This window comes from Streptomyces sp. NPDC021212 (assembly GCF_044332925.1).
Taxonomy (GTDB): Bacteria; Actinomycetota; Actinomycetes; order Streptomycetales; family Streptomycetaceae; genus Streptomyces.
Genome location: NZ_JBIRPZ010000005.1, coordinates 88,187 through 113,260 on the forward strand (window position 1 = coordinate 88,187; position 25,074 = coordinate 113,260).

Genomic DNA, 25,074 nt, shown 5'->3' on the forward strand with positions numbered 1-25,074 from the left:
TCGCCGTATGGGTGATGAGGGATCGACTGCCGGTTACGGGACCGCCGACTACTGGGACACCGCCGCGGCCGGGTTCGACGACGAGCCGGACCACGGGCTGCGCGATCCGGCCGTGCGGGAGGCGTGGGCCCGGCGGTTGCGGGGCTGGCTGCCCGGGCGGCCCTGCGATGTGCTCGACCTCGGCTGCGGCACGGGCAGCCTGGCCCGCCTCGCCGCCGAGCAGGGCCACCGGGTGACGGGCGTCGACCGGTCGCCCCGGATGGCCGAGCGCGCCCGCGCCAAGCTCGCCGGGACGGGCGCCACCGTGCTCGTCGGGGACGCGGCGGCGCCGCCGGTGGGGGAGGGCGGCTTCGATGTCGTCCTGGCGCGCCATCTGCTGTGGCTGCTGCCCGGCCAGGAGGCGGTGCTGCGGCGGTGGGCGCGGCTGCTGCGGCCGGGCGGGGCGCTGGTGCTGATCGAGGGGCGGTGGGGCGAGTCGGACCCGGTCGGGCTGACGGCCGGTGACCTGGTGCGCATGGTCGAGCCGCTGGCGTCCCGTACGTACGTCGAACAGCTGTCGGCGGACGCGGCGCTCTGGGGGCGGCCGGTGCGTGACGAGCGCTATGTGCTGCGCGCGGACCTCGCTCCGCCCCGGCGGCACGCCGAGATCGTCGACGTCCATCTGCTGCTGCGGCGCGGCGGGCAGATCCTGCTCGCGCGCCGCGCGGGCACGGGGTACGCGGACGGGCTGCTGCACGCGCCGTCCGGCCATGTGGAGGACGGCGAGGACGTACGGACCGCGGTGATCCGCGAGGCGGCGGAGGAGATCGGTATCCGGCTCACCCCGGACGAGGTGCGGGTCGCGCTCGTCATGCAGCACAAGTCGCCCACGGGCACGGCCCGTACGGGCTGGTTCTTCGAGGCGGAGCTGGGGGAGAGCGGGCCGGAGCCGGTGAACCGGGAGCCGGACAAGTGCTCGGAGATCGGCTGGTTCGCGCTGGACGCCCTGCCGGAGGACATGGTGGCGTACTGCAGGGCGGGCGTGGAGGCGTACCGGGCCGGGGAGCGGTTCGCCGTGCACTGGCATGAACCGGGCGACACGATCGCGTTCGCCCCGGACGGCCCGGACCGGCTGGTGGCGCTGGAGGCGTCGGGGCGAGCGGTTATGGGGTGACGCCCCGTTCGTCCGGAACGCGGGACGCGGGACGTGTCGGCGGTGCTGCCCGGAGACGGGAGGCCGAAGCGGGCCCGTTGTCTCTCGGCGCGGCGGGGGAGCGGCCCCGGACCAGGAGGCGGCGGCGCAGGTGCCCGGAGCGAGCGGATGCCCCGCCGCCGACAGGACAAGGCCGAGCGCGTGTCGCAGCACCGCGACGTGGACCTCGGATGGTCCAGCGCCGTGGCGCGCCCGTAGGCAGCCGGTCAGCGGCGCAGCTCGCGTACGTAACGCCACTCCAGGGCGGACAAGGCATAGCCGAGCCCGGCGTTGATCGCCAGCATCGGGCCGTTCTCGCCGTCGTTGCCCGTGAACGCCTCGGCGCACCCCGCCGCGCGCGCCCGGCGCAGCGAGTCGGTCTTGGCCAGCTTCGCCAGGCCCCGCCCGCGGTGGGCGCGCAGTGTGCCGGTCATGCCCGACCAGTAGCGGCCGCGGCCGTCCGTATGGGCGAGGCTGAACGACGCTACGCGCCCGTCCACGACGGCCAGCGTGGTCAGTTCGCGGTCCAGGGCCGGATGGTCCCAGGTCCGGGCCAGCCACTCGGCGTAGGGAGGGCGGCCCTCGCGTACGTCGCCGGGCTCGTCCGCCATCGCCTCGACGTCCGCCTCGTACAGCGGGCGCGGATCGTCGGCGAGGTCCGCCGCGGTCCGCAGCTCCACGCCGTCCGGCAGGGCGTCCGTGGCGAGGGGCGGCAGGGCCGCCTTCGCGAGGTCCAGCCGCTGCACGCGGGACGAGCGGCTGCGGCGGTAGCCGCGGCGCTCGGCGAAGGCGACGGAGGCGGGCTCGTCCAGGGTCCACGCGAACACCTTGGCGACGCCCAGCCCCGCCAAATGCTCCTCCGCCGCGCTCACCAGCGCCGAACCGGCTCCCCGGCCCCGCGCGTCGGCGCGTACCGAGGTGTTGGCGCAGGCCACCCCCGGCCCGTCGCCGTCCGCTTCGGGGAAGTCCGCGTCCGGGAAGAGGCCCAGTTCGCAGGAGCCCACCACCCGGCCGTCCGCCTCCGCGACCAGCAGCCGGTACCGGCGGGCCTCCGGCGCGCTCGCCACCTCCCAGGCCACGGTCCGGTCCGTCGTCACGAGGTGGGGGAAGGCGGAGCGGCGTGCCTCCGCGACGGCGGCCGCGTCGGCGGCCCGGAAATCGCGCACGGTCATGGTCATGGGCGCGCAGACTACGGCCCGCCCCGTCGCCCCGCCTCCGAATTTCCGGACGCACCCGAAGCGGCACACAATGGGTGCGACAAAGCCCGCACCCCATGCCGTACGCCCCCCCCAGGAGCCCCACGTGGCCTTGCAGATCACCGTCGACCCCGACGCGGCGACCGCCCCCTTCGAGCAGATCCGCGCGCAGATCGCCGAGCAGGCCCGCTCCGGGCACCTCCCGGTGGGCTACAAGCTGCCCACCGTGCGCGGCTTCGCCGAGGAACTGGGCCTGGCGGCGAACACCGTCGCCAAGGCGTACCGCGCGCTGGAGTCGGACGGGGTGATCGAGACCCGCGGCCGCCACGGCACGTTCGTCGCGGCGGCCGGTGACGCGGCCGGGCGCCAGGCCGCCGAGGCGGCGCAGACGTACGCCCAGCGCGCCCGGCGGCTCGGCCTGGACCGCGCGGCGGCGCTCGCCGCCGTCGAGGACGCGCTGCGGGCGGCATACGGTGAGTGATCCGCGACAGGGAAAACCGATCAAGAGGGGGAATCGATGACAACCAGCCGCATAGCCCTGGTCCGCCGCCCGAGCCCGCGTCTCGCCGAGGGCCTCGTCACGCACATCGACCGCAAGCCGGTCGATGCCGCGCTCGCGCTGCGGCAGTGGGAGGCGTACGTCAACGCCCTCCGGACGCACGGCTGGGAGACGGTGGAGGCGGATCCGGTCGACGGGTGCCCGGACGGGGTCTTCGTCGAGGACACGATGGTCCTCCACCGGAACGTCGCGCTGATCGCGCGCCCCGGCGCCGAGTCCCGCCGCCCCGAGACGGAGGCCGCCGAGGCGGCCGTGACGGCGCTGGGCTGTTCGGTCAACCGGGTACGGGAGCCGGGGACGCTGGAGGGCGGCGACGTACTGAAGATCGGCGACACGGTGTACGTGGGGCGCGGCGGCCGGACGAACGGTGAGGGCGTGCGGCAGGTGCGCGCCGCCTTCGAACCGTTGGGGGCGCGGGTGGTGGCCGTCCCGGTCAGCAAGGTGCTGCACCTGAAGTCGGCGGTCACGGCGCTGCCGGACGGGACCGTGATCGGGTATCCGCCGCTGGTCGACGACCCTGCCGTCTTTCCGCGCTTCCTGCCGGTGCCCGAGGAGTCGGGGGCGCATGTGGTGCTGCTGGGCGGCGGCAGGCTGCTGATGGCGGCGAGCGCGCCGCGCAGCGCGGCGCTCTTCGCCGACCTCGGGTACACGCCGGTGCCGGTGGACATCGGCGAGTTCGAGAAGATGGAGGGCTGCGTGACCTGCCTGTCGGTGCGGCTGCGGGAGCTGTACGTATAGCTGTACGCAGAGGGGCACAGGGCCTTACAGGTACAGCCCCGCGTCCGTCTCGCCCGGCTGGATGGGAACCGAGGCGGGGCGGGTGCCGCGGCGGAGGGCGAACAGCTCCGCCAGCGTCGCGCCGTCCCGGCCGATGCCCTCCTCCGTGCCGAGCCAGCCGACCGCCTCCGCACGGTTCAGCTTGCCGACCTCGATACGGGCCAGGCAGCGGCCGGGGCGGACCACCGCCGGGTGCAGCCGCTCCAGGTCCTCGTTGGTGGTCACCCCGACCAGCACGTTGCGCCCCTGGCCCAGCAGACCGTCCGTCAGGTTGAGCAGCCGGGACAGCGCCTGGCCCGCGGTGTGCTTGGCCTCGCCGCGGATCAGCTCGTCGCAGTCCTCCAGGAGCAGCAGCCGCCAGCGGCCCTTGGCCGAGCCGTCGTCCTCGCCGATGGCGATGTCCATCAGATAGCCGACGTCGGTGAACAGCCGCTCCGGGTCCAGGACGCAGTCCACCTGGCACCAGTCGCGCCAGGAGCGGGCGAGGGTGCGCAGCGCGGAGGTCTTGCCGGTGCCGGGCGGGCCGTGCAGCAGCAGGAGGCGGCCGGCGATGTCGTCCGGGGTGACCTTCATCAGCCCGTCCATGGCCTCGGCGACCGGCGCGGTGTAGTTGTCGCGGATCTCCTCCCATGTCCCGGCCGCGATCTGACGGGTGGTGCGGTGCGGGCCGCGGCGCGGTGAGACGTACCAGAAGCCCATCGACACGTTCTCCGGCTGGGGCTCGGGCTCGTCCTCCGCGCCGTCGACCGCCTGTCGCAGCACCGTTTCGGCAAGGTCGTCCCGGATCGCGGTCACGGTCACGTCCGCGCCGCGGTTCCAGCGGGACACCAGCAGGGTCCAGCCGTCGCCCTCGGCGAGCGTGGCGCTGCGGTCGTCGTCGCGGGCCGTGCGCAGCACGGTCGCGGCGGGTGGCAGCAGAGAGGCGCCCGACTTCACCCGGTCGACGGAGTGGCTGCGGGCATACGGCTGCTCTCCGGTCGCGAAGCGGCCGAGAAAGAGCGCGTCGACAACATCCGACGGCGAATCGCTGTCATCGACGTTCAGCCGGATCGGGAGGGACTGTTCGGCGGGTGTAGCGGGCAGGGTCTGCCTCCTGAGCGAGCGGTCCGGTGCGGCGGTCGGCGCACCCTGCCCCATGATCCAGCACGAGGGGCGTCGGCGCACCGGGGTTTACGGCCGTTTACCGAGCTGTTCCGAAGAAGCCCACCGGAATGGGGGCGTTCACGGACACTCTTCGTCCCCTCACGCCATCGTCACGAACCGCTGCGCCGGCGACGCCGGGCGCGCGCCGGGGATTACGTGCAGGATTCACCGCTTTGAGTGATCGAAAGATTTTGGACACTTCCGCGCATAGATCATGATTTTCGGCGGCATGACAGAGCCATGTCACGTCGCCAAAATGTGCACACGGTGGCGTGATTGACGGTTTCGAACGCGCTTGCCCCGCCTTGGGGTGATCGCGCCTCGCATCGGCACAGGAGTGATCCTGCTAGGGAGATTTCGCATGAAACTGTCCAGACTCACGGCGGCCTTAGGCTCGCTCGTCGTCGGCGCGGTCCTCACCCTCACCGGGGCCGGCGCCGCCCACGCCACCGGTCAGAGCGCCGGCCCCGCCTATGTGGCGCTCGGCGACTCGTACTCATCCGGGGTCGGTGCGGGCAGCTACGACAGCGCCAGCGGTGCCTGCAAGCGCAGCACCAAGGCGTACCCCGCGCTCTGGGCCGCCGCCCACTCCCCCTCCAGCTTCGCCTTCACCGCCTGCTCGGGCGCCAAGACCGGTGACGTGCTCAGCGGTCAGCTCGGACCGCTCAACTCGGGCACCGGTCTCGTCAGCATCAGCATCGGCGGCAACGACGCCGGGTTCGCGAGCGTGATGACCACCTGTGCGCTGCAGGGCGAGAGCGCCTGCCTCACCGCCGTGGCCAACGCCCGTACGTACGCCGAGAGCGCCCTGCCCGGCAAGCTCGACCAGGTGTACGACGCCATCAAGTCCAAGGCCCCGTCCGCCCATGTCGTGGTCCTCGGCTACCCGCGCTTCTACAAGCTGAACGGCGTCTGCTGGCTGGGCCTCAGCGAGGCCTCGCGCGCCGCCATCAACAACGCCGCCGACCTCCTCAACTCCGTCACCAACAAGCGCGCCGCCGACCACGGCTTCTCCTTCGGCGACGTCACCACGACCTTCACCGGACACGAGCTCTGCTCCGGTAGCCCCTGGCTGAACAGCGTCACCCTCCCCATCGAGGAGTCCTACCACCCGACCGCCGCCGGCCAGTCCGGCGGCTACCTCCCCGTGTTCACCTCGGCTGCCTGATCCGACGCATCGGAGGAGGCCCCGTCCGTCGGGGCCTCCTCGCACGTCGTGGCGAAGTCGACGTGCGAGGACGTCACGCCCTTGGGGCCCCTCGTCTCCACGGCGATCCAGTCCTTGTGGCGGCCGCCCGCCTGGTACGACGGCTCGGTGTGGCGCACTGTTCGTGCGGTGCTGCCGCTGCTGAAGTGGGCCGACTTCCAGCCGCCGTCCGACACCCGGCCGCTGCCGGTGATCCAGCGGTATTCGACCGTCGCGGGCGCGTGGTCGACGGAGAGGGTCGCGGTGAAGGACGGCGCCTTGTCGGACGGGGGCGGGCAGGCGCCTTCGTAGCCGTCGCGCTCGGCCTTGATGACGACCGTGACGGTGAGGGCGGGGGCGGTGGTCGCGGGGCGGCCGCCGGCCTTGGTGGTGTCCGTACGGTGCGTGGCGGTGGCGGTCGTGGCGGTCGTGCTTCCGCCGATGCCGCCGTTGTCGTCGTCCTGGTCGCCTTCGTTCAGCAGCGCCCAGGTCAGTCCGCCCAGGGCCAGCCCGCCCAGCAGCGCGCCGACCACGAGCGCGGCCACCGCGCGGCGGGGATGCTGTGGCGGCGGCTGGTCGTCCGCGGGGCCGAGGGGTGGCGGCGCGGCCGCCACCAGGGGGCGCGTGGGCGCCGTGGAAGTGGCGGGGGTCGTTGGGGCGGTCGGTGTCGTCGGTGTCGTTGGTGTCGCCTCCGGCCGAGGCCGTACGCCCCCGGGCGTGCCGCCCGCGGCCACCAGCCGCAGCAGCCGCTCGGCCTCCGGTGCCGTGGTGCGCCGCCGCGGATCCTTGTGCAGCAGCCCCTCCAGTACGGGCCTCAGCGGCCCGGCCCAGCGGGGCGGCGGTAACGCCGCGTCCACCACGGCCCGCAGCGTCGACAGCGGCGTGTCCTGCCGGAACGGCGAGAAGCCCTCCACCGCCGCGTACAGCATCACGCCCAGCGACCACAGATCCGCCTCCGGGCCCGGCGGCTGCCCGAGCGCCCGTTCGGGGGCGAGGAACTCCGGCGAGCCGATCAGCTCCCCGGTCAGCGTCAGCGCCGCGTCGCCCTCCACCAGGGCGATCCCGAAGTCCGAGAGCACCACACGGCCGTCGTGTCCGATCAGTACGTTCCCGGGCTTGACGTCCCGGTGCAGCACGCCCACCGCGTGCGCGGCCCGGAGCGCCGCCAGCACCCCGGCGCCGACGGACGCGGCGCGCGCGGGCGGCACCGAACCCTCCGCCTCCAGCACATCCGCGAACGACAGCCCGCGCACCAGCTCCATGACGATCCACGGGCGGCCGCCCTCCATGGCCACGTCGTACACCGTGACCACGTTGCGGTGCGAGACCCGGGCCGCCGCCCGGCCCTCCCGCTCCAGCCGGGCGTACAGCCGACCGATGTCGCGGTCGCCGAGCCCGGCCGGGGCCCGCACCTCCTTGATGGCGACCTCGCGGCCCAGCGCCTCGTCGTACGCCCGCCACACCACGCCCATGCCGCCGCGGCCCAGTTCGCCGAGGAGGCGGTAACGCCCCCCGGCCACCTGTTCACCCCGTCGGCCGAAGCCCTCTTCGCTCATGGCCGAGCCCTCCCCCTAACCGAGCAATTCGGGCTGAATGTACCTCAACCGAGCGTTGTTGCCGCCCCCCTGAGCACCAATCCGCAGCCGAGCACGAGGACGATGGCGGCCGTCCCGAACGGCGACGCGCGGTGCAGCGCGCCCAGGAGCTTGTGCCCCCGGCCCGCCCGCTCGCGGCGGGCCATGAGCCGCTCGGCGGCCTCCTGGCCCACACGTACCGCCGTGAACCCGGCCGCAGTGAGGGTCAGCGCCAGTCCGAGGCCGTACGCCACCACCAGCACGACCCCGAACCACGCCTGGCCGAGCGCGGCGGCGCCGACGAGCACGACGACGGCGGAGGGGCTGGGGACCATGCCGCCCGCGAAGCCCATCAGGAGGGTGCCGCGGAGGGTGGGGCGCAGCTCGTGGGTGTGGGTGTGGCCGTCCCCGTGGTCGTGGGTGTGCGTGTGCGTGTGCGAGTGCCCGTGGTCGTGGTCGTGGCCATGCTCATGGTCATGACCGTGGTGGTGGTGATGGTGATGGGCCTTCACATGGCGGTGTCTGCGTACCGCCTTGCGCAGCAGTCCCGCGCCGGTCAGCGCGACCAGCACCCCGCTGGCGATGCCCAGCCAGGAGATCACCGAGGGCGCTGCCGCCGATCCCGCCGTGACCAGCAGTCCCAGGGCGAACACGCCCATCGTGTGGGTGACCGTCACCGACGCGCCCAGCGTCAGCACATCGCGCAGCGCGCTGCGCCCGCCCGCCGCGGCGGCCGCCGCCATCATCGTCTTCCCGTGGCCCGGGGCGAGCGCGTGCATCGCGCCCAGCATGACCGCGATGCCGAAGGCGGTGAGCGCGAAACCGAAGGTGATGTCGTGCCGCGCCACCATCGAGGTGAGCGCCTGCGTCCAGCGGTCCGCGCCGCGCGGCAGCACCGACGAACCCACCGCGTCGTCCCGGTCGGACGCCGGGGTGGCCGCGGCGAGCGCGGGGCCGCCCGGCTCGACCCGGAGGGTGGCGGTGCGCTGGTCGAGCGGCGAGGAGAGCTGGCCCTTGGGGTAGCTGGTCAGCCGGTGGGAGACCGAGCGGGTGGGGGCGGTCGAGTCGGTGAGCGTCATCCGGTCGCCCTGGGCCGTCAGTTCGCGCCAGCCGGGGCCGCTGCCGACGTCATGGGGGCGGTAGGTGATGGCCGCCTTCCGCGCGTGCGGCAGGGCGGCCGTCAGCCGGCAGTTCACGCGCACGGTCGGCAGCCCGGCCTGTCCGGGACGGTTGCGCGCCGCGCTGCGCTGGACGCGTACGGCCGTCTTGTCGCCGTCCACGGTCAGGCGGGCCTTGTCCGCGGCGGTCGCACAACGGGTTTCGGCCCAGGTGGACAGCTCGCTCCGGGAGAGCGTGTCGTCGCCGTTCTTGTCGATCTGCGCCTTCGCCTGCGCGGACGGGATCTCGGCCAGGTCCTCGACGTGGTCGACGCGGAGGGCGTCCTGCGTGATGACGAGGCCGTCGTAGCGGTTGACGGTGAAGTTGCCGAGGGGATGGGCCTCGGCGCTCCCGGCAGGAACCAGCACCGCGCCCACGGCCCCCACCAACACTCCCACCACGGCCAGCCGCCGCCGAAGGCGCCCGCGACGGGGCGTGTCCCCCCACCTCGCCCCGGACCCCACCGGGCGCGTCCCTCCGGGCCGCGCGGGGAGCTTTGCCTCGGGCTGCGCCGGGTGCTGCGCCTCGGGCCTCGGCGGGTATTCGGCCTTGGCCCGCAGGTGCTGTGCCCCGGCACATGCGGGGTGCTCCGTGCCGGGCCGTGCCGGGTGCTTCGCCTCGGGAGCGGGGTGCGTTGCTCCGGGGTCTGCCGACTCTGCCGGTAGCTCCGTCCCGGGCCCCGGCGTGGGCCGCGCTTCGGAGCCCGCCGGGAGCTGCGCCCTTGGGCCCGTCGGGCGCTTCGCCTCGGGCTCGGCATTCGGGGCGGTGGCCGTCCAGGCCATCCAGCCCGTCCGGCGTGTGAGGACCGGGGTCCGGGGGCGGAGCCCCTGGTGGGGGGACGGGGGCCGGCCCCCGGTGCGGGAAGGGGCGGGGTGGGGGAAAGTCATCGGGCACCGCCCAGCCGCTTCAGCGCCGCCTTCGCGTCGCGCGCGCCCGTCGGCGAGAAGCCCGGGTTGAGGTCGAGGGCCGCGGCGAGGTGGTCCCGGGCGGCCTTCTCCTCGCCGAGGGATTTCTCGATCATGCCCCGGTGGTAGAGGAACGCCGCGTTGCGGTAGCCCGGTTCGGCGGCCCGCTCGGCGGCGGTGAGGGCCTCGCGGTCCTTGCCGTTGCGGTGCAGGGCCCAGGCCAGGGCGTCGGCGGTGTGCACGGTCTGCCGCCGGTCCCATTCGGCGCGGGCCGCCTTCAGGGCCTCCTTGACGTCGCCGTGGTCGGCCGCGACGAGGGCGCTGTCAAGGTCGGTCGCCACCCCGTTCGCGCGGGCCAGCGTGATCCAGGTGTCGACCACCGCGTACTGCTGCTTCGCCTTCTTGGCGTCGCCGGCGTCGCCACGCGCCTCGTACGCCTCGCCCAGCGCGGCCAGCTGGGCGGGGAGCGGGGAGCGCCGTACGACCTTCTCCAGGTCGCGCACGGCGGCCCCCGCGTGGCCCTCCGCGGCTGCCGTGCGGCCGCGGTACTCCAGGGCCGGGAGATAGCCGGGTACGGCGCGCAGGGCGGTGCCCAGGGCGCGCCGCGCGGTGTCGTACCGGCCCTGGCCGAAGGCGAGTTGGCCGAGCGAGGTGGAGACGTAGGCGATGTCGCTGGGCGAGGTCGCGGACTCCCGCGCGCGCTCCAGGACCTCGCGCGCCCCCTTGGGGTCGCCGCGCAGCTCCATCACGTAGGCGAGCCGGGTGAAGACGGGGATGCCGGGCCGCACCGAGTCGGCGTGGTCGGCGGCGGCGGTCGCGTCCTTGTAGCGGCCCAGCTCCACCAGGGCGTCGATGCGGACGGCCATCGCCGCCTGGCTGTAGGAGTTCACCTTCAGCGCCTTGTCGGCGTCCCGCAGCGCGCTCGTGAAGTCGTGGCGGGCGGCGGCGAGGGAGGCGCGCCCGGCGAGCGCCTCGTCGTTGTCGCGCGGCTGGACGGCGAGCGAGTGGGCGAAGGTCTTCTCCGCCTGCGGATAGCGGGTGGGGTCGCCGGTGCTGCGGGCCTGTTCGATGTAGGCGGCCCCCAGCCCGGACCAGCCGGAGGCGTCCTTGGGCTGGGCGCGCAGATGCTTCTGCAGGGCGCTGATCCGGTCGGCGAGGCCGTCGGCCGAGACCTGCTGGAGCGCGGCCGGCGCCCCGGCGGCACGCAGCGACACCGGGGCACCGTCGGCCCGGTCGGCGGGCGGTCCGCTGAGCACGGACGAGGCGGCGGTCAGACCCACCGCGAGGGTGCAGACGACGGCCGCCGTGCGGACCGTGCGGGGGAGGGGTGGCCGGAGAGCCATGGGTGACAGCTGCCTTTCGCCGGGACGGTGGAGATGCGCCGGGACAGTGGAGAGGGGGCGCGGTCCCGCAGGGCCGGAGCCTGCGAGGCGGAGCGGGACCGCGCCCGCGAGGTGGTGCGAGAGGGGATGGGCGCCGGTCAGTGCCTGCGCGCGCGGGCGGGACGGCGCGACTTGCGCATCCACAGGAGGCCGAGGCCCAGCAGCAGGACGGCGCCGCCGCCGGCCGCCGCGGACCCGGCGAGCACCATCGTGTCCTGGGAGGAGCCACCGATACCGGAGCCGCCCTCCAGCAGACCCGAACCGGCGCTCTTCGAGACGGCCTTGGCGTCCGAACCGGAGCTGGGCAGCGCGAGGAACGGGAAGGCGCCGTAGAACTCCTGGTCGTTCTTGTCGACCGCGTCGCCCAGGTCGTTCTTCTTGCCGAGGAGTTCGCCCTCCACGGCCTGCAGCGAGATGTCCAGGACGTCGTCGAGCGGCCGCCGCCCGTTGGGGAACCCGGCGTTGTCACCGTCGAGCACGCCCAGTCGCTTGGGGTCCTTGGCGGGCTTGATGGAGGTGTTGAGCCGCAGCATCTCGGAGGGGCGGACGTGCGGCGGCTGGTTGAGCTTCGGCACACCGGTCAGGAAGACCTGCACGAGGTCGTCGCGCGGGGTGTCCGGGGCCTTGATCTTGTAGATCTGCTCGATCAGCTTGGGCAGCTCCGGGTCCTTCACGGAACCCGCGAACTGCGCGTCGTCCCACGGGGCCGAGGCGTTGAACTTGTCCTTGTCCTTGCGCGGGATGACGACCTCGTTGACCAGCGGGTTGCCGAGCCGGGAGACCTGGGCCCAGTCGCCGCGCGCGGTCTTGCGGTGGACGGTGGACCACACGCCGATCACCGGCTGGTCGGCGGACTCGGTCAGCGCCTTGGTCGGCACCTCGAGGGCGAGGGACTGGACGTTGTAGCCCTTGAGGGTGTCGTTGCCGACCTCGGACATGTCGCCGCCGTAGAGCAGGTCGAAGACCCGCAGATCGGCGAAGAAGGGGTCGTCGGCCTGACCGGCGAAGCTGGTCGAGCCGCCGCTGTAGCCGATGTCCTGGACCGCCTGGTCGCGGAGCTTCTTGTAGTCGGGCATCGACGCCTTGCCGACGTTCGACGGGGCGACCGGCAGGTCGTCGGCGAGCTTGGCCCGGGCGACGGCCCGCTGGTTCTTCAGCTTGATGACCTCGAGGTCGTAGCTCTGCGTGAAGTTGAGGTCCGGATCGTCGAGCGAGTCGACGGGGCCGGTGTTGTAGAGGAACGTGTCCCCGTTCTTCACGTGGTCCTTGAACGTCCAGCGGAAGAGCAGATCGCCCTGGCCGTCGCCGTCGTTGTCGACGTGCAGGTCGTATCGGGCGTCCGTGCCGAACTTGTAGAAGTTCGGGCCGCCTGCCGGGTCCTGGAACGGCAGGAAGTTCGTGATCAGGGTGGTCTTGTCCGGCTTGTCGGGGCTTTGGAACGCGTACACGTCCGTCGCGTCGTACTGCGGCTGCCCCGAGATCAGTGGCGCCTCGCGGTGGCTGGAGGCTTCGGCCGTCTGCGGCTGCAGCGCCGCCACGCCGGCGGCCGTGAGCGCGCCCGCGGCCAGCGAGCTGCAGACGAGCCCGGCCAAGCTCCTGGTGATTGCGGTCATCGTGTCGGTCCTTCGCACCTTGCCGGATGTTCCTTCATGCGGCTATTCGGGGCGGAGGGCCGAAAGGCTTGGCGCGTTCCGTAATTTGTCACGAATGGCAAAGGCGCTCCCACCGGGGCCGATCTCCACGGTATGGGCGTCAACACCCTTGACGTGGTGGTGAATCAGCGACCTGGGATACGCGGGTGACGGCTCGGGGAGGTAGGGTTACTCTGCCCGGGGCGGGTGCCCTCGTACGGGTGGGGAGTGACATGGAGCAGATAACGGTACGCAGCAGGCCTCGAGTGCCTGCCATTCATTGCGGGAGCGGAGCGTCCAGCGCGCGGCTCGACCGCCACCTCTCGGTGCTGGGCGGCCCGGCCGTCCCCGAGCGGGAGGCCGAGGGCGCGACGTCGCTGATGCAGGAGCTGATCGCGCGCGATCACGCACGCGCGAAGAACAACCGGGGCGCCCGGGTGTCGCTGTTCGCGCCGCTGCGGCGGCTGCGGCGCTCGCTGTTCGGCAACCACGCCTGACCCCACCGCGCCCGACCGCCCCTGCCAGGCGCGTCACGCCCGCGCGCGACCGCATCCGCATCCCGGACAGGCACCGGACGCACCGGCCAGCTCCAGCCGGTGCGTCCTGCTGTGTGGCCACCTTGTGAGGCACGGCACACCGCTCTGGCCTCCCGGGATGCGCGGGCCCCGCGTCGCAGCAGTGGGTCACAACAGCGCGAACTGCCCCTCCGGCCCCTCCTCCTGGTGGTCCAGCACCGACGCCGGTCGGCGGGCCGCGGTGGTCACCGGCAGCACCCCGGCGGCGCGCAGCTCCTCCGGGCCGACCACCGGCCCTCCGGCCACCCGGTCGGCCAGCGCCTCCCGCGCCGGGCGCAGCTCGGCGAGCAGCGCCAGCACGGTGATCAGCTCCAGCAGCTCGGATGTCCAGCCCCGTGGCCATCCGGCCGGAGCGCCGACCGCCTCCAGCGTGCCCGGCTCGGCCCGCTCCGTACGCCGCTCGAACCACGCCTCCAGCACCCGCACCCCGCCCGCCCGGGCCTCCCACGCGGCCCGTGGTACGGGGGAGATGCGCCCCGCGCCGAGATGCAGGGCCGCCTCGTCCGGGTCGTAACCGATCGTGTCCGGCAGCCCGCGCTCGGGGAGCGCGGCGCGTACGTACGGGCGCTGGCCGCCCGGCATGCGCGGGCGCTCACCACTGTGCGCCCCGCGCGTGTGCAGCCACAGCGCACGGCGGCCCAGCTCCACGCCCGTCTCCCAGATCTCGGGGTCGGCGGTCAGCGGTACGGCGCACGGCGCGCCCCGGTGCGCGGCGGCGGCCCAGGCGAGGAAGTCCTCGGCGGTGACCGGGTGACCGAGCCGCTCCCCGAGGTGGTCGAGCAGCCCCGGCGCGAGATTGGGTTCGCGTCCGCCGGGGCGGCGGTAGAGGGGGCGGATCAGCCCGGGGCGCCCGGCGGGGGAGTGGCCGTCCGGCACCAGCGCCGAGAAGGTGAGCACCGGGTCGGGGTCGGGCCCGCCCGCCTCCACCACATGGATCTGCCGGTCGTCCGCGACCCGCCACAGCTCCGGGCGGGCGGCGTCGAGCAAGCGGTGATCCGGTATCAGCCACTGCTGGTCGAACGGCCCGTGCGCGACCCGCACCGGCTCCGGGCACGGCCCGTCCTCGCGGGCCAGCCGCGCGGTCGAGGTGGCCTGGCCGGGCAGCTGCGGTACGGAGGTGTGCAGCGTACGGGCGCGGCTCGGCCGGAACAGCGCGGCCCGCTCGGCCTCGTCCCCGGCGCCCACCAGCCGCGCCCAGCGGGCCCGCAGCGCCCCCTCGTCCGGCCCCACGACCCAGCCCCGCCCGAACCGTGGCGGCCGCACGGACCAGGGCATGAGATCCGCCAGCAGCGATGCGTCTCGGGTTGCCGTCACCCTGCCGCCTTTCACCCGGCATGTACGTTGGTCAGCCAACGCATCGTAGCCGTGTCGGATGCCACGGTCAGTCGGCGTCCACCGTCACCGAGAACGAGAAGCGGTCGCCGCGGTAGTGGATGCGGGCCACGTCGACCACGCGGCCGAGGTCGTCGTACGTCACGCCCGTGTAGTGGAGGATCGGGCTGAGCAGCGGTATCTGGAGGAGGCGGGCGGTTTCCGGGTCGGCCAGGCGCGCTTCCACGGTGTCGGTGATGCGGCTGATCCGTACCCCCACCGCGTCCCGCAGCACCTTCGTCATCGGCCAGCGCGCCAGATCGGCGAGGTCGATGCGGGCGGCGAGTTCGGGGCGGACCAGGTTCTCGGCCCAGTTGGTGGGCTCGTCGCCGCGCTCGTCCCGGCGCAGCCGACGGTAGGAGGCGGCCTCCTCCAGGCCGGGGAAGTACCCGGCGAGCTCCGCCGGGACCGGCGCCGGGCCGTGCTCCAGCACCGTGGTCCGCTCGCCGGACTGCTGGGCCACGATCGCGTCCACCGAGCCCAGCAGCCGCACCGGTGTGCCGCGCCGCGCGCTCGGTTCGATGAAGGTGCCGCGCCGCCGGTGGCGGCTGATCAGGCCCTCCGACTCCAGCTCCTTCAGCGCCTGCCGCATGGTGAGGACGCTGACGCCGTAGTGCTCGGCGAGCCGGTCCTCGGTCGGCAGCCGCAGCGGCTCATCGGGCCCGCGGCCGAGTATCGAGGCGCGCAGCGACTGCGAGACCTGGTACCAGAGCGGCAGCTTGCGGTTGAGGGCGAGGGAATCGGGGGCGAAGGTGGTCACAACGCGGCTCTCCGGTCAGGGTCACGGCGGCCTCGGGCCAGGCCGACAAGGCCATCCAGGCATCACGCGCGGAAGTGGCGCTCCAGACCCTGCCACACCGCGTCGTAGGCCCCCTGGAGCCGGTCCGACTCCAGCGCCTGCCGGGTCGCCGTGACCGGCCAGCGCGTCTCGAACATGAACGCCAGCCCGTCGTCCAGCTTCCGGGGCGTCAGCTCGGCCGCGCTCGCCGCCTCGAAGGTGTCGTGGTCGGGGCCGTGCGCCGACATCATGTTGTGCAGCGAGCCGCCGCCCGGTACGAAGCCGCCCGGACCGGCCGTCTTGGCGTCGTACGCGCCCTCGATCAGGCCCATGTACTCGCTCATCACATTGCGGTGGAAGTACGGCGGCCGGAAGGTGTCCTCGCCGACCAGCCAGCGCGGCGCGAAGACCACGAAGTCGACGCCCGCGAGCCCGGGGGTGTCGGACGGCGAGGTGAGCACCGTGAAGATGGACGGGTCGGGGTGGTCGTAGCTGATGGTGCCCATGACGTTGAAACGCCGCAGGTCGTATACGTACGGCACGTGGTTGCCGTGCCAGGCGACGACGTCCAGCGGGGAGTGGTCGTACGTCGCGGCCCACAGGTTGCCGCAGAACTTGTTGACCACCTCCACCGGGCGCTCCACGTCCTCGTACGCGGCGACGGGGGCCAGGAAGTCGCGGGCGTTGGCCAGCCCGTTGGCGCCGATCGGGCCGAGCTCGGGGAGGACGAAGGGGCGGCCGTAGTTCTCGCAGACATAGCCGCGGACGCAAGCGTCCAGCGGCTCGACCCGGAAGCGCACCCCGCGCGGGATGAGTGCGACATGGCCCGGCTCCGCGCGCAGCAGCCCCAGCTCGGTGTGGAGCAGCAGCCCGCCGCGCTCGGGGACGATCAGCAGCTCGCCGTCCGCGTCGCTGAAGACCCGGTCGGTCATGGGCGCGTTGGCGACGTAGAGGTGGATCGCCATGCCGGTGCGCCGGCCGGCGTCCCCGTTGCCGCCCAGCGTCCAAAGGCCGGACAGGAAGTCGGTGGGCCCGGCGGGCTCCGGCAGCGGGTCCCAGCGCAGCCGGTTGGGGTCCGGGGCGGAGTCGGCGAAGGGGGCGCCGCCCAGGGTGCCGTTGTCGACGCGGACGAACGGGGGGTGCGCGGCCGACGGGCGGATGCGGTAGAGCCAGGAGCGGCGGTTGTGGGCGCGCGGCTCGGTGAAGGCGCTGCCGCTCAGCTGCTCCGCGTACAGCCCGAGCGGGGCGCGCTGGGGCGAATTGCGGCCGACGGGCAGCGCGCCGGGGACCGCCTCGCTGCTGTGCTCGTTGCCGAAACCGGAAGACCATGAAGAAGGGTCCAGCCCCGCGGCCGTCTTGCGCGCTCGCTCGATCCCCGTGCCCTCGCCCATGGTGTGCTCCCGACGCTCCGTCGAATCCTCTGTCCGACGATAGGAATCGAAGAGGTCTTACGTCAATGATCGGGCAGGATGGTGGCGTGCCCATACCGCCTCTCCGCCGCCCACCGGTCCAGCGCCGCAGCGCCGAGCGCCTCGGCCGGATCCTCGACGCCTGCGCCGAGCTGCTCGACGAGATGAGCTATGAGCAGCTGAGCACCCGCGCGGTGGCCGACCGCGCCCAGGTGCCCATCGGCTCCGTCTACCGCTTCTTCTCCAACAAACGGGCGATGGCCGAGGCCCTCGCCCACCGCAACCTCGACGAGTACGCCGCGCGCATCACCCGGCGGCTGGCCGGGGCCGGGCCGGGTCAGGGCGACTGGCGCGCGGCGATGGACGTCGTCGTGGACGAATACCTGGAGATGAAGCGCGGCGCGCCGGGCTTCGCGCTCGTCGAGTTCGGCATGCCGGTCCCGGCGACCGGCCTGCCCGACCAGCCCAACCACCTGGTGGCCGACCGGCTGCGCGCCATCCTCGCCGAGCCGCTCGGCATCGACGGCACCGCAGAGGCCGACGAGCGCCTGCGGGTCGCCTTCCTGCTCGCGGTCGAGACGGCGGACGCGCTGCTGCGGCTCGCCTTCCGGGTGGACCCGGAGGGGGACCCGGCGGTCGTGGCCGAGACGAAGGAGCTGCTGCGGGCGTATCTGGCGCGCGTGCTGGACTGAGCCCGCCCCCGGCGGGCGGGCCCCTGCTCCCTATCCGGCCGCCGTGGCCTCGGTCACGCAGGCGGGGTGGCCCCAGCCTTCCGGGTTCTTCGCGATCAGCTCGCCCTTCCCGTACGGCCGGCCGCAGCGGCACCGGCCGGGGAACTTCGCCTTGATCGAACCACCGCCCGAGCGGGCGGCCTTCGGACGCGACGGGCGGCTGCGGCCTGCCGAGCGCGTAGCCGTCTGCGGCTCCGGCGGCGGCAGGGCGGAGCCGAGCGAGGTTCCCGCGGGCGCTTGCGTGCGGGCCGTGTGGCTGGCGGCCGCGTCCGCGGCGGCGTTGAAGGGGTCGCCGTCGACCTGGTGTGCGGGAACGTAGACGAAGTCGACGCTGCGGCCGCCCAGCAGCTCGTCGATACGGACCACGAGGTCCCGGTTGGCCACCGGTGAGCCGGAGGCGGTCTTCCACCCCTTCTTCCGCCAACCCGGCAGCCAGGTGGTGACGGCTTTCATCGCGTACTGCGAGTCCATCCGCACCTGCAGCGGCAGGGCCGGGTCGGTGGCCTCCAGCAGCTTCTGCAGAGCGGTCAGTTCGGCCACGTTGTTGGTGGCGGTGCCCAGGGGCCCGGCTTCCCAGCGCTCCACCTCGCTCTCGTTCCCGCCGATGACCCATGCCCAGGCCGCGGGCCCGGGGTTCCCCTTCGACGCCCCGTCACACGCGGCGATGATCTGCTCAGCCATGCCCCGATACTGCCATCGCTTCCCTTGTGCTCATCGCCGCGTCGGCCGCCCAACCGACTGACCTGGGGTTTTGCGCTTATTGCTCACACGTCAAGACCTTGTTAACGCCAAGTTGCGCCACCTAACGTCGCCCCGACCGCCAAATCTGGGGGAGTTCAAAGGCGAACGTGAGGTAGCCACATGCTGACAATCCTCGGTTTCGTCATGATCGCAACATTCCTTGTTTTGATCATGATGAAAAAGATGTCCCCGATGGGTGCGCTGGTGCTCATCCCGGCGCTCTTCTGCGTCCTTGTCGGGAAGGGGGCGCACCTCGGTGATTACGTCATCGATGGCATCGGGGAGCTGGCACCCACCGCCGCGATGCTGTTCTTCGCGATCATCTACTTCGGGGTGATGATCGACGTCGGTCTCTTCGACCCGGTCGTCCGCGTCATCCTGCGGTTCTGCAAGGCGGACCCGATGCGGGTCGTGGTCGGCACCGCGGTGCTCGCGGCGATCGTCTCGCTCGACGGTGACGGTTCCACCACCTTCATGATCACGGTGTCGGCCATGGTGCCGCTCTACCGGAAGCTGAAGATGAGCCTGGTCGTGATGACCGGTGTCGCCGCCATGGCCAACGGTGTCATGAACACGCTCCCCTGGGGCGGCCCCACCGCCCGCGCCGCCGCCGCCCTCAAGGTCGACGCCAGCGACATCTTCGTCCCGATGATCCCCGCCCTCGCGGTCGGTCTGCTCTTCGTCTTCGCCCTCTCGTACGGCCTCGGGCTGCGTGAGCGCAAGCGCCTCGGCGTGCTGACCCTCGACGAGGTCACCGAGGGCGACTCGGAGACGGTGCTCGTCGGCGCGGGTGCCGGAGCCGAGGGCGGCAAGGGCAAGGGCATCGGCCTGGGCAAGCGCACCGGCGGCGCCGGTGGCGGTACGGACGCCGAGGCCCCCGCGGGCGGCCCGGCGGCGAGCGGTGCGGACGAGGGCGACGACGAGTTCAAGGGCCTCGACCCGAACCGCGCCACCCTGCGCCCCAAGCTCTACTGGTTCAACGCGGCGCTCACCGTCGCCCTGCTGACCCTCATGATCACCGAGACGCTGGACATCCCCGTCCTCTTCCTGCTGGCCGCCGCCATCGCGCTCACGGTCAACTTCCCGCGCATGGTCGATCAGAAGGCCCGGGTCGCCGCCCACGCCGAGAACGTCGTCAACGTCTCCGGCATGGTCTTCGCCGCCGCCGTCTTCACCGGTGTCCTGACCGGCACCGGCATGGTCGAGCACATGGCCCGCTGGGTCGTCGACGGCGTCCCCGACGCCATGGGTCCGCAGATGGGTCTGGTCACAGGTCTGCTGTCCATCCCGTTCACCTACTTCATGTCCAACGACGGCTTCTACTTCGGCATCGTGCCGATCCTCGCCGAGGCGGGCCACACCCACGGCGTCTCCGCGCTGGAGATCGCCCGCGCCTCGCTCGTCGGACAGGCCCTGCACATGTCGAGCCCGCTGGTTCCCGCGGTCTACGTGCTCGTCGGCATGGCCAAGGTCGAATTCGGCGACCACACCCGGTTCACGGTGAAATGGGCAGTGCTCACCTCCCTGGTGGTGCTGGCCGCCGGAATCGCGTTCGGCATCATCTGACCCGTGACGACTTCGGAGCCCGGTAGGGGCTGGCTGCTGCGCCTGGTCATCGCCTTCTCCTTCGCGCAGGGGGCGGTGAGCATGGCCAGACCGGCCGTCTCCTACCGGGCTCTCGCACTGGGCGCCGACGCCCGCGCGGTCGGCGTGATCGCGGGCGTCTACGCGCTGCTGCCGCTGTTCGCCGCCGTACCGCTCGGGCGGCGCACCGACCACGGCCGGTGCGCTCCGCTGCTGCCCGTCGGCGTCGTGCTCATCGCCGCCGGATGCGGCCTCAGCGGCACGGCGGGCTCCCTGCCCGAGATGGCCGCCTGGAGCGGGGTGATGGGACTGGGGCATCTGTCATTCGTCATCGGTGCCCAGTCACTCGTCGCCCGGCAGAGCGCCCCGGCCGACCAGGACCGCAACTTCGGCCACTTCACCGTCGGCGCCTCGCTCGGCCAGCTCATCGGACCGATCGCCGCCGGGCAGCTCGTCTCCGGCCACGACAGCGCACTCGCCCGCACCAGCGCCGCCGCGCTCTTCGTCGCCGCCGCCGTCGCGGCCTGTTCGGTCACCTCGCTGTGGCGCATCGAGCACCGATCGGCTGAGGCGCCGTTGAAGAAGCCCGCCGGGGAAGCCCCCTCCCGGCGGGTGCCGGTGTTCCGGATCCTGCGCACCCGCGGGGTCGCCTCCGGCATCTTCCTCAGCCTCGCCGTGCTCTCCGCCACCGACATCCTCACCGCCTATCTGCCCGTCGTCGGTGAACAGCGCGCCATCTCTCCCGCCGTCGTCGGCCTGCTGCTCAGCCTGCGCGCCGCCGCGACCGTCGCCTGCCGCCTGGTGATGACCCCGATGATCCGGCTGATGGGCCGTACCGTGCTGATGGCCGTCAGCTGCCTGGGCGCCGGGCTGCTGTGCGCGGCCGTCGCCCTGCCGCTGCCCGCCTGGGCCCTCGGCGTGCTGCTCGCCGCGCTCGGCTTCTGCCTCGGCGTCGGCCAGCCGCTGTCCATGACCACCGTCGTCCAGGCCGCGCCCGACGACGCGCGCAGCACCGCCCTCGCGCTGCGGCTCACCGGCAACCGTCTCGGCCAGGTCGCCGCGCCCGCCTCGGCCGGGCTGCTCGCCGGGCTCGCGGGCACCGCCGCCCCCTTCGTCATGCTCGGCGTGCTGCTGCTCGCCTCGGCGGCGATCGCCGTACGGCCCCTGAGGCGAGCCGCTGATACGGTGGCCGGCCTCCCGGCGCAGAGAAACCACCGGGGCGCACCCGAGGCGGAGCGGAGCGCGGTTTCGGGGAGGTGCGGGCCGGGGGAGGAAACATCGGCCCGCACCGACCCCGAGGAGCCCACACCATGACCCGCGCCGCCGTCCTTCCCGCCCTCGGCACGCCGCTCCGCGTCCAGGACATCGAGATCCCCGCCCCCGGACCGGCACAGGTGCGGGTGCGGCTCGCCGCGGCCGGGGTGTGCCACTCGGACCTGTCCCTGTCCGACGGAACGCTCCGCCAGCCCGTCCCCGCCGTCCTCGGCCACGAGGGCTCGGGCACCGTGACGGCGGTCGGCGACGGCGTGACCGGGATCGCCCCGGGCGACGCCGTCGTCCTCAACTGGGCCCCGTCCTGCGGGGGATGCCACTACTGCGGGCTCGGCGAGCCGTGGCTGTGCGCCAAGTCCGGGGACGCCGCGGCCCTGCCGTACGCCACGCTCGCCGACGGCGGCGAGCTGTACCCGGGTCTTGGCACGGCCGCGTTCGCCGAGGAGACCGTCGTACCGGCACACGCGGCGCTCCCGCTGCCGGACGGCGTGCCGCTCACCGACGGCGCCCTGCTGGGGTGCGCGGTGCTCACCGGCTACGGCGCCGTCCACCACAGCGCCCGGGTACGCCCCGGCGAGTCCGTCGCCGTCTTCGGCATCGGCGGCGTCGGCCTCGCCGTGCTCCAGGCGGCGCGCCTCGCGGGCGCCGGGACGATCGTCGCGGTGGACGTGTCACCGGCGAAGGAGGAACTGGCCCGCGCGGCGGGCGCGACCGACTTCGTCCTCAGCGGTGACGGCACCGGCGACGGCGGCCCGGCCAAGCGGATCCGCGCCCTCACCGGCGGCCACGGCGCCGACGTCGCCATCGAATGCGTCGGCCGTGCCGACACCATCCGCACCGCCTGGTCCACCACCCGCCGGGGTGGCCGGACGACCGTCGTCGGCATCGGCGGCAAGGACCAGCAGGTCACCTTCTCGGCGCTGGAGCTGTTCTACTTCGGCCGCACCCTCTCCGGCTGCGTCTACGGCAACAGCGACCCCGCCCGCGACCTCCCCGTCCTCGCCGAACACATCCGCGCCGGACGGCTCGACCCGTCAGCCCTGGTGACCGAGCGGATCGGCCTGGACGACATCCCGGCGGCCTTCGACGCGATGCTCGCGGGCCGCGGAGGCCGCGCGCTCGTCGTCTTCTAGTCGCCACCTATGGGGAACCGGCCGGGGGCGCCGCCGTCGGCAAGACGCCGAACGGCGTTGCTGCTAGCCGTTCTCCCCGGACACCATGGCCAGCCACGGACGGTACGCCTTCCCGAACGGTTCGGCGCCGCCCCCGACCGCCTCCATCAGCCACTGCCCCGCCGCCTCCGCCTGCGCGATGACGTCCGCCGGATACCCGTACCGCACCTGGTGCTCCGCGAACTCGTCCTCGTCCACCAGCAGGGTCGCCCCGTCCGCCCGCTTCCGGAGCACGTCCAGATCCAGGTCGACCATGGTGACCTCGTCCGGGGAGACCCACTCCACCGGAGTGGTGATGTCGCAGTACACCTCGGTCGAGCGCGGCGCGTCGTTGAAGACCGCCGTCCACCACGTCCCGCGCGGGAAGAGGATCACATGCGCGGACTCGATGGGCACCTCGGGGCCGTACCCCTTGCGCGACACCGAGTGGGCGGGCAGCCCCAGCCAGACCCCGTGCTCGTCCTCGCCCAGTCTGCGCATGCGCATGTTCCAGTGCAGAGTGCCGTCGTACTTCCGGTAGTTGACCTGGACCAAGGACGTCATGCGGGCGATCCTAGTACCCGCCCGGAAGGCGCGTCCTAAGCGCTTGCTCACCCTCCGTGTAGGGTGTCCGCCATGGACGTGGAGCGGAAGAATGCCGGGGGCCGGGCCGAGGCGTGGGCGGACATTACGCCGGACGCGGCCCGGCGGCTGGTGAGCGCCGCCGTGCACGCCTTCGCCGAGCGTGGCTATCACGCCACCACCACGCGGGACATCGCCGGGCGCGCCGGGATGAGTCCGGCCGCCCTCTACATCCACTACAAGACCAAGGAAGAGCTGCTCTACCAGATCAGCAAGGTCGGCCACCGGCTCGCGCTGGACATCCTGGAGGAGGCGCGGGACGGGGGCGGCGGGCCCGTCGAGCGGCTGGCCACCGCGGTGCGGGGCTTCGTGCGATGGCACGCCGAGCACCATACGACCGCGCGCGTGGTGCAGTACGAGCTGGGGGCGCTCGGGGAGGAGCACCACGCCGAGGTCATCGCCATGCGCCGGGCCACGGACGCGACGGTGCGCTCGATCATCGAGGACGGGGTGCGGGCGGGCGACTTCGACGTGCCGGACGTGCGGGGCACCACGGTCGCGGTGCTGTCGCTGTGCATCGATGTCGCCCGCTGGTTCAACGCGCGGGGGCGCAGCACCCCCGACGAGGTCGGTGACCTCTACGCCGGGCTGGTGCTGCGCATGGTCGGCGCGTCGGCCGCCTGAGCCGATCAGGGGGCGTTCGGGCACCGCTACGGCTGCGGCCCTCGTCCTGGTCCCCGCGCAGGGCGGCGGCGAGGAAGGCGACGACCTGCTCGTACCGGTTCCCTCAACCGCTACTACGGCTGGTACTTCGGCCCGAACGACGGCGGATCAGAGGTAGAAGCGGGACACCGATTCCGCCACGCAGGCCGGTTTGGCGCTGCCCTCGCGCTCCACGGTGACCGTCAGCGTCAGCTGGATGCCGTCCTTCACCTCGGCCACCTCGGCGATCCGGCCCGTGGCGCGCAGCCGGGAGCCGACCGGGACGGGGGAGGGGAAGCGGACCTTGTTGCTGCCGTAGTTGACACCCATCCGCACGCCCTCGACGCGCAGCAGCTGCGGGCTGAAGTGCGGAAGCAGCGACAGGGTCAGATAGCCGTGGGCGATGGTCGTGCCGAAGGGTCCTGCGGCGGCCTTCTCGGCGTCGACGTGGATCCACTGGTGGTCGCCGGTCGCCTCGGCGAACAGGTCGATCCGCTTCTGGTCGATCTCCAGCCAGTCGGTGGGGCCGAGGTCCTCGCCGACCGCGGCGCGCAGTTCCTCGGGCGAGGTGAAGATCCTGGGCTCTGCCATGTGTGCTGCCTCCCGGGCGACTCGCGACGCGGCTGGCGATCCAGCTCACGATACGGCTAAGCGACTGCTCAGCATGCTCGGGTGACCCGGTCCCTGTCAACGCGCCGTGCGCGCCCCTTGGTGTCGTGGGGCGCGGTGTTCGGGGCGCGGTGTTCGGGGCGCGCCCGCCTGGCCCGGCGGGCGCGCCCTCGGCCCGGGCCTCAGGCCGCCGCGTACCGCGTCGCGCAGCCGGCGCGGCGGGAGGCCGCCAGGGCCTCGGTGGTCAGCAGCGGGACCGGCACCACGATGCCGCAGTCCTCGCAGACCGGACCGGCCACGGGGTAGCGGTCCAGGTCCTCGCGCCAGACCAGCCGGTCCTGGGCGCAGACCGGGCAGGCGGAGCCCGGACCTGCTTCCATGGCCACGATCAGCCGCCGCAGGACGTCGGCGAGGCGGCCGTCAGGATGGGTCGAGGGGGATTCGCACGGCATGATGTCGCAACCGCCCCAGGTGCGCAGGTGCCAGTCGTCGACGGCGCTGGGCTGCCGGATGCCGTGGTGTTTCTCCAGCCTGCGCCGGGCGGCGAAGTCCGCCTCGTACGCGAGCCACAGGGTGCGGGCCTCCTCGAGTTCTTCGAGTGCCGTGATCAAACGTGTGGGTTCAGGCTGACGGTCCTCCGGGATGATCCCGGTCCTGGCGCACAGATGGTGCCAGGTCGCCCGGTGCCCGTACGGCGCGAACCGTTCCAGGCATTTGCGCAGCGAGGTGCGCCGGGCGGTGACGTGTCTGCGTGGATTACGAACCTCTCGTGCGAGTGCTCTGAAACCGGCCACTTCTTACCACCTCCGCGAGTGCGGACCCGACTCGTTGTCGAATGGACGTAACGCAGCGCGATCCGGATCCATCGTGTTTCCAGAAAGTCGCGG

General features: G+C 73.1%; 23 protein-coding genes. 10 read left to right on the forward strand and 13 right to left on the reverse strand.

All coding sequences use genetic code 11. The annotated features are described in order from the left end of the window. The first annotated feature begins 7 nt into the window (after positions 1 to 7). Positions 8 to 1,153, forward strand: a complete 1,146-nt coding sequence (locus ACH4SI_RS15035; RefSeq protein WP_398296133.1) for a methyltransferase domain-containing protein — start codon at positions 8 to 10, stop codon at positions 1,151 to 1,153. A 245-nt stretch (positions 1,154 to 1,398) separates the two neighbouring features. On the opposite strand, the gene ACH4SI_RS15040 is transcribed toward ACH4SI_RS15035, so the two are convergent. After that, entirely contained in the window at positions 1,399 to 2,349 is a 951-nt protein-coding gene (locus ACH4SI_RS15040) for a GNAT family N-acetyltransferase (RefSeq protein WP_398296135.1), read from the reverse strand. A gap of 124 nt (positions 2,350 to 2,473) precedes the next feature. Here ACH4SI_RS15040 and ACH4SI_RS15045 point away from each other — a divergent pair, with 124 nt between their 5' ends. Together ACH4SI_RS15045 and ddaH are read left to right on the forward strand one after the other, a co-directional pair. Then, a complete protein-coding gene (locus ACH4SI_RS15045; RefSeq protein WP_009719087.1) occupies positions 2,474 to 2,848 on the forward strand; it encodes a GntR family transcriptional regulator in 375 nt (124 codons plus the stop codon). Positions 2,849 to 2,884: 36 nt separating this feature from the next. Continuing rightward, entirely contained in the window at positions 2,885 to 3,664 is a 780-nt protein-coding gene (gene ddaH, locus ACH4SI_RS15050) for a dimethylargininase (protein WP_398296136.1), read from the forward strand. A 24-nt stretch (positions 3,665 to 3,688) separates the two neighbouring features. On the opposite strand, the gene ACH4SI_RS15055 is transcribed toward ddaH, so the two are convergent. Beyond that, positions 3,689 to 4,840 carry a DUF5925 domain-containing protein gene (locus tag ACH4SI_RS15055; protein WP_398296137.1) on the reverse strand — a complete coding sequence of 384 codons (1,152 nt, stop codon included), beginning with the start codon at positions 4,838 to 4,840 and terminating at the stop codon, positions 3,689 to 3,691. A 367-nt stretch (positions 4,841 to 5,207) separates the two neighbouring features. Here ACH4SI_RS15055 and ACH4SI_RS15060 point away from each other — a divergent pair, with 367 nt between their 5' ends. After that, entirely contained in the window at positions 5,208 to 6,014 is an 807-nt protein-coding gene (locus ACH4SI_RS15060; RefSeq protein ID WP_398296138.1) for an SGNH/GDSL hydrolase family protein, read from the forward strand. On the opposite strand, the gene ACH4SI_RS15065 is transcribed toward ACH4SI_RS15060, so the two are convergent. From ACH4SI_RS15065 to ACH4SI_RS15080, 4 genes are all read right to left on the reverse strand, one after another. Beyond that, positions 5,984 to 7,588, reverse strand: a complete 1,605-nt coding sequence (locus tag ACH4SI_RS15065; protein ID WP_398296140.1) for a serine/threonine-protein kinase — start codon at positions 7,586 to 7,588, stop codon at positions 5,984 to 5,986. The two genes, ACH4SI_RS15060 and ACH4SI_RS15065, sit on opposite strands and share 31 nt — an antisense overlap. Positions 7,589 to 7,632: 44 nt before the next feature. Next, positions 7,633 to 9,150 carry a sulfite exporter TauE/SafE family protein gene (locus tag ACH4SI_RS15070; RefSeq protein ID WP_398296141.1) on the reverse strand — a complete coding sequence of 506 codons (1,518 nt, stop codon included), beginning with the start codon at positions 9,148 to 9,150 and terminating at the stop codon, positions 7,633 to 7,635. Positions 9,151 to 9,647: 497 nt separating this feature from the next. Next, a complete protein-coding gene (locus ACH4SI_RS15075; RefSeq protein WP_398296142.1) occupies positions 9,648 to 11,012 on the reverse strand; it encodes a tetratricopeptide repeat protein in 1,365 nt (454 codons plus the stop codon). Positions 11,013 to 11,149: 137 nt separating this feature from the next. Beyond that, entirely contained in the window at positions 11,150 to 12,664 is a 1,515-nt protein-coding gene (locus tag ACH4SI_RS15080) for a DUF4331 domain-containing protein (RefSeq protein ID WP_398296143.1), read from the reverse strand. Between the two features lie 251 nt (positions 12,665 to 12,915). Here ACH4SI_RS15080 and ACH4SI_RS15085 point away from each other — a divergent pair, with 251 nt between their 5' ends. After that, positions 12,916 to 13,179, forward strand: a complete 264-nt coding sequence (locus ACH4SI_RS15085; RefSeq protein ID WP_398296144.1) for a hypothetical protein — start codon at positions 12,916 to 12,918, stop codon at positions 13,177 to 13,179. A gap of 186 nt (positions 13,180 to 13,365) precedes the next feature. On the opposite strand, the gene ACH4SI_RS15090 is transcribed toward ACH4SI_RS15085, so the two are convergent. The 3 genes from ACH4SI_RS15090 to hmgA form a co-directional block, all read right to left on the reverse strand. Continuing rightward, a complete protein-coding gene (locus tag ACH4SI_RS15090) occupies positions 13,366 to 14,532 on the reverse strand; it encodes a type ISP restriction/modification enzyme (RefSeq protein WP_398296546.1) in 1,167 nt (388 codons plus the stop codon). A 106-nt stretch (positions 14,533 to 14,638) separates the two neighbouring features. Next, the gene (locus ACH4SI_RS15095) at positions 14,639 to 15,388 is read right to left on the reverse strand and encodes a GntR family transcriptional regulator (RefSeq protein WP_398296145.1); all 750 of its coding nucleotides are present in this window, start codon (positions 15,386 to 15,388) and stop codon (positions 14,639 to 14,641) included. Between the two features lie 62 nt (positions 15,389 to 15,450). Next, complete coding sequence (gene hmgA, locus ACH4SI_RS15100) at positions 15,451 to 16,797, reverse strand: homogentisate 1,2-dioxygenase (protein WP_398296146.1); 1,347 nt, start codon at positions 16,795 to 16,797, stop codon at positions 15,451 to 15,453. 65 nt (positions 16,798 to 16,862) lie between these two features. Between hmgA and ACH4SI_RS15105 the strand changes: the two genes are divergently transcribed. After that, positions 16,863 to 17,507 (forward strand): TetR family transcriptional regulator, encoded by a 645-nt coding sequence (locus ACH4SI_RS15105; RefSeq protein ID WP_398296147.1) that lies wholly within the window; start codon positions 16,863 to 16,865, stop codon positions 17,505 to 17,507. Between the two features lie 30 nt (positions 17,508 to 17,537). On the opposite strand, the gene ACH4SI_RS15110 is transcribed toward ACH4SI_RS15105, so the two are convergent. Continuing rightward, positions 17,538 to 18,227, reverse strand: a complete 690-nt coding sequence (locus ACH4SI_RS15110; protein WP_398296148.1) for a ribonuclease H — start codon at positions 18,225 to 18,227, stop codon at positions 17,538 to 17,540. A 180-nt stretch (positions 18,228 to 18,407) separates the two neighbouring features. On the opposite strand from ACH4SI_RS15110, the gene ACH4SI_RS15115 reads away from it, so the two are divergent. The 3 genes from ACH4SI_RS15115 to ACH4SI_RS15125 all read left to right on the forward strand — a co-directional run bounded on the left by ACH4SI_RS15115 (position 18,408) and on the right by ACH4SI_RS15125 (position 22,276). Beyond that, a complete protein-coding gene (locus ACH4SI_RS15115; RefSeq protein WP_398296149.1) occupies positions 18,408 to 19,853 on the forward strand; it encodes a CitMHS family transporter in 1,446 nt (481 codons plus the stop codon). A gap of 81 nt (positions 19,854 to 19,934) precedes the next feature. Continuing rightward, entirely contained in the window at positions 19,935 to 21,185 is a 1,251-nt protein-coding gene (locus ACH4SI_RS15120) for an MFS transporter (protein WP_398296547.1), read from the forward strand. After that, entirely contained in the window at positions 21,182 to 22,276 is a 1,095-nt protein-coding gene (locus tag ACH4SI_RS15125) for a Zn-dependent alcohol dehydrogenase (RefSeq protein WP_398296150.1), read from the forward strand. The genes ACH4SI_RS15120 and ACH4SI_RS15125 overlap by 4 nt, the downstream gene beginning before the upstream one ends. A 63-nt stretch (positions 22,277 to 22,339) precedes the next feature. On the opposite strand, the gene ACH4SI_RS15130 is transcribed toward ACH4SI_RS15125, so the two are convergent. After that, complete coding sequence (locus ACH4SI_RS15130; protein ID WP_398296151.1) at positions 22,340 to 22,858, reverse strand: DUF402 domain-containing protein; 519 nt, start codon at positions 22,856 to 22,858, stop codon at positions 22,340 to 22,342. A gap of 72 nt (positions 22,859 to 22,930) precedes the next feature. Between ACH4SI_RS15130 and ACH4SI_RS15135 the strand changes: the two genes are divergently transcribed. Then, a complete protein-coding gene (locus ACH4SI_RS15135; RefSeq protein ID WP_398296152.1) occupies positions 22,931 to 23,560 on the forward strand; it encodes a TetR/AcrR family transcriptional regulator in 630 nt (209 codons plus the stop codon). A gap of 147 nt (positions 23,561 to 23,707) precedes the next feature. Here the strand turns inward: ACH4SI_RS15135 and ACH4SI_RS15140 are convergent, their stop codons facing one another. Both ACH4SI_RS15140 and ACH4SI_RS15145 read right to left on the reverse strand, forming a co-directional pair. Further along, entirely contained in the window at positions 23,708 to 24,169 is a 462-nt protein-coding gene (locus ACH4SI_RS15140; RefSeq protein WP_398296153.1) for a MaoC family dehydratase, read from the reverse strand. A 200-nt stretch (positions 24,170 to 24,369) separates the two neighbouring features. Continuing rightward, positions 24,370 to 24,981 carry a hypothetical protein gene (locus ACH4SI_RS15145; RefSeq protein WP_398296154.1) on the reverse strand — a complete coding sequence of 204 codons (612 nt, stop codon included), beginning with the start codon at positions 24,979 to 24,981 and terminating at the stop codon, positions 24,370 to 24,372. Positions 24,982 to 25,074 lie beyond the last annotated feature (93 nt).

What these genes read in the sequence shown, in the direction of transcription:
- ACH4SI_RS15035 (WP_398296133.1), top strand. Translation starts at nt 8, where the DNA reads ATGGGTGATGAGGGATCGACTGCCGGTTACGGGACCGCCGACTACTGG.
- ACH4SI_RS15040 (WP_398296135.1), bottom strand. Translation starts at nt 2,349, where the DNA reads ATGACCATGACCGTGCGCGATTTCCGGGCCGCCGACGCGGCCGCCGTC.
- ddaH (WP_398296136.1), top strand. Translation starts at nt 2,885, where the DNA reads ATGACAACCAGCCGCATAGCCCTGGTCCGCCGCCCGAGCCCGCGTCTC.
- ACH4SI_RS15055 (WP_398296137.1), bottom strand. Translation starts at nt 4,840, where the DNA reads ATGGGGCAGGGTGCGCCGACCGCCGCACCGGACCGCTCGCTCAGGAGG.
- ACH4SI_RS15060 (WP_398296138.1), top strand. Translation starts at nt 5,208, where the DNA reads ATGAAACTGTCCAGACTCACGGCGGCCTTAGGCTCGCTCGTCGTCGGC.
- ACH4SI_RS15065 (WP_398296140.1), bottom strand. Translation starts at nt 7,588, where the DNA reads ATGAGCGAAGAGGGCTTCGGCCGACGGGGTGAACAGGTGGCCGGGGGG.
- ACH4SI_RS15075 (WP_398296142.1), bottom strand. Translation starts at nt 11,012, where the DNA reads ATGGCTCTCCGGCCACCCCTCCCCCGCACGGTCCGCACGGCGGCCGTC.
- ACH4SI_RS15080 (WP_398296143.1), bottom strand. Translation starts at nt 12,664, where the DNA reads ATGACCGCAATCACCAGGAGCTTGGCCGGGCTCGTCTGCAGCTCGCTG.
- ACH4SI_RS15085 (WP_398296144.1), top strand. Translation starts at nt 12,916, where the DNA reads ATGGAGCAGATAACGGTACGCAGCAGGCCTCGAGTGCCTGCCATTCAT.
- ACH4SI_RS15090 (WP_398296546.1), bottom strand. Translation starts at nt 14,532, where the DNA reads ATGCCCTGGTCCGTGCGGCCGCCACGGTTCGGGCGGGGCTGGGTCGTG.
- hmgA (WP_398296146.1), bottom strand. Translation starts at nt 16,797, where the DNA reads ATGGGCGAGGGCACGGGGATCGAGCGAGCGCGCAAGACGGCCGCGGGG.
- ACH4SI_RS15105 (WP_398296147.1), top strand. Translation starts at nt 16,863, where the DNA reads ATGATCGGGCAGGATGGTGGCGTGCCCATACCGCCTCTCCGCCGCCCA.
- ACH4SI_RS15110 (WP_398296148.1), bottom strand. Translation starts at nt 18,227, where the DNA reads ATGGCTGAGCAGATCATCGCCGCGTGTGACGGGGCGTCGAAGGGGAAC.
- ACH4SI_RS15115 (WP_398296149.1), top strand. Translation starts at nt 18,408, where the DNA reads ATGCTGACAATCCTCGGTTTCGTCATGATCGCAACATTCCTTGTTTTG.
- ACH4SI_RS15120 (WP_398296547.1), top strand. Translation starts at nt 19,935, where the DNA reads ATGGCCAGACCGGCCGTCTCCTACCGGGCTCTCGCACTGGGCGCCGAC.
- ACH4SI_RS15125 (WP_398296150.1), top strand. Translation starts at nt 21,182, where the DNA reads ATGACCCGCGCCGCCGTCCTTCCCGCCCTCGGCACGCCGCTCCGCGTC.
- ACH4SI_RS15130 (WP_398296151.1), bottom strand. Translation starts at nt 22,858, where the DNA reads ATGACGTCCTTGGTCCAGGTCAACTACCGGAAGTACGACGGCACTCTG.
- ACH4SI_RS15135 (WP_398296152.1), top strand. Translation starts at nt 22,931, where the DNA reads ATGGACGTGGAGCGGAAGAATGCCGGGGGCCGGGCCGAGGCGTGGGCG.
- ACH4SI_RS15140 (WP_398296153.1), bottom strand. Translation starts at nt 24,169, where the DNA reads ATGGCAGAGCCCAGGATCTTCACCTCGCCCGAGGAACTGCGCGCCGCG.